Consider the following 2,287-nt stretch of genomic DNA (forward strand, 5'->3'; position numbering starts at 1 on the left):
CCACCAGGGCGAGGGCCAGGCGGCGCAGCGGCAATGCGATGGAGCGGTCGGGAAGCGACGGGTCGGTCATGGGCAATGGGCGGATCCTAAGGCACGCTGCCCGGTTCGCGCACCGCCCTTGCCCGGCCGGACGGCGCCGCTATTTCAGCTGTGCCGTGTAGTCCACCGGCAGCCAGCGGTACCCCGCGCCGGCCCGGCGCAGGTGGCCGAGGCCGGGGAACGGCAGGTGGGGGGCGCCGATCAGCGTGTTCTGCGCGGCTGCCTGCGCGAACACCTGGCGGCGCGTGGCGGCCGCGGCGGGCTCGTCGCTGTCGTACGCGATCGTGACGCGCGGGTCGTCGAGCTGCACGGCACCGACATGGATCAGGTCGCCGATCAGCAGCAGGCGCTGCCCCTGGCTCTCGACGGCATAGACCGTGTGCCCGGCACTGTGCCCGCGTGCCGCGATGGCGCGGATGCCGGGCAGCAGCTCGGTGCCGGCGGCGAACGGCTTCAGCCGGCCGGCTTCGGCGTAGGGATTCAGCGAGGCCATCGCGCCCTGGAAGAAGCCCTTGGCCTGTGCCGGCGCGGCCTCCATCTTCGCGGCCGACAGCCAGTACTGCGCGTCGGCCTCGTCGAGGCGCACCGTGGCGTTCGGGAACGCCACGCCGCCCGGCCCCATCAGGCCGCCGACGTGGTCGGGGTGGGCGTGGGTCAGCAGCACCTCGTCGACCTGCTCGGGCTGGTAGCCGGCGGCCCGCAGGCTTGCGGTCAGCTTGCCGAGCGTGGGCCCGAACAGCGCGCCGGCGCCGGTGTCGACGAGCACCAGCTTGTCGCCGGTGTTGACCAGGAAGCCGGTGACCGAGGTCTCGACGGGGCTCTTCAGGTGCGCGGCAGCGAGCCGCGAGGCCATCGCGCCGGACGGCGGGTGCAGCAGCGTGTCGGCCGGCAGGTCGACGGTGCCGTCGCTCAGTGCAGTGACTTCGAAGGCCCCGAGCATCACGCGGTAGAAGCCGGGTGCCTGGGTCTTGACCATCGGGGCGGCGGCCCGTGTGGCCGAGGGCGTGACGGCAGCGCCGAGTGCGGCGAGCGCGATGGCGGTGGAGGCCAATGCGCCGGCTGCGGCACGCAGGGAGAACAGGGCAGAAGACATGGGAAGCAATCTCTCGTTCAAGGAGGGAGGGAAAGGTCGATCAGGCCGAGGCGGCCAGGCCGAGCGCCGCAATGGCCCGCTCGGCCACCTGGTGGTCCTGCTCGGCGTCGCCGCCGGAAATGCCGATGCCGCCGACCAGCTGCGTGCCGTCGAAGATCGGGCAGCCGCCGCCGACAGCGACGAAGCGCGGCCGGTGCGYGAGCTGGGCCGCCATCGGGCGCTCGAGGATCGCGGTCCACTGGCGGGTCGACACGCCGTAGGAGGTCGCTGTCCAGGCCTTGTCGACCGCGATCGACGCGGTCAGGAAGCGGGCGCCGTCGTCGCGCTCGAAGGCCTTCAGCTCGCCGGTCGCATCGGTCACCGCCACCGTCACGTGGATGCCGAGCGAGCGTGCGGCGGCCTGGGCGTGGGCTATCAGCGTGGCGGCGGCCTCGCGGGTGATCGACGCCAGCGGGCGGGTGTGGATGGAAGAAGTCATGGGCATTGCTCCGTTGAAGGGTGGCCCATGATTCAATCGAAGCCTTCATCACGCAAATCGATTGAAATGATCGGAACTATCAGAGAACGTGATTTCAGGGGCGTCGACCTGAACCTGCTGGTGACGCTGCTGGTGCTGCTGCGCGAGCGCAGCGTGTCGAAGGCGGCAGCGTGCCTTCACCTCGGCCAGCCGGCGGTCAGCGGCGCATTGGCGCGGCTGCGCGAGCTGTTCCACGACGAGCTGCTGGTGCGCGGCAAGGGCGGCATGCAGCCGACGCAGCGCGGGCTCGAGCTGCAGTCGGCGCTGGCGCCGGCGCTGGCCGAGCTGCAGGCCGTCGTCTCCGATGCCCCGGCCTTCGATCCGGCGCGCAGCGACCGCAGCTTGGTGATCGGCATGCCCGACTGGATCGACACCTGGCTGCTGCCCGGCCTGGTCGCGCGGCTGGCGGCAGAGGCGCCGCAGGCGCGCATCGCCGTCGTCGCGACCGACCGCTTCCGGATCGCCGACATGCTGCTGCAGGAGCAACTCGATCTCGCGATCGGCGCCTTCCCCGCCGGGCCGGCCTGGCAGCGCAGCCGGCCGCTCGCGACGGTGCCGTACTGTTGCGTGGCGCGGCCGGGCGTGATCGGCGTGAAAGGCACGCTGACCTTGAAGCAGTTCGCCGTGCTGCCGCACCT

General features: G+C 71.9%; 3 protein-coding genes. 1 reads left to right on the forward strand and 2 read right to left on the reverse strand.

What is annotated here, in order from left to right:
• Positions 1-139: 139 nt before the first annotated feature.
• Positions 140-1,132: an MBL fold metallo-hydrolase gene (locus AC1D15_RS28030; protein ID WP_477828584.1), complete on the reverse strand. Its 993-nt coding sequence runs from the start codon at positions 1,130-1,132 to the stop codon at positions 140-142.
• A gap of 40 nt (positions 1,133-1,172) precedes the next feature.
• A complete protein-coding gene (locus tag AC1D15_RS28035) occupies positions 1,173-1,610 on the reverse strand; it encodes a GlcG/HbpS family heme-binding protein (RefSeq protein ID WP_477828585.1) in 438 nt (145 codons plus the stop codon).
• A gap of 66 nt (positions 1,611-1,676) precedes the next feature.
• On the opposite strand from AC1D15_RS28035, the gene AC1D15_RS28040 reads away from it, so the two are divergent.
• Positions 1,677-2,287: LysR family transcriptional regulator (locus AC1D15_RS28040; protein WP_477828586.1), on the forward strand; the 611-nt coding region annotated here is incomplete at its 3' end.

The sequence above is a fragment of the Rhizobacter sp. P2_H2 genome (genome assembly GCF_056403375.1).

Excerpts from the sequence above, each read along its gene's own strand:
- AC1D15_RS28030 (WP_477828584.1), bottom strand. The coding sequence starts at position 1,132 with ATGTCTTCTGCCCTGTTCTCCCTGCGTGCCGCAGCCGGCGCATTGGCC.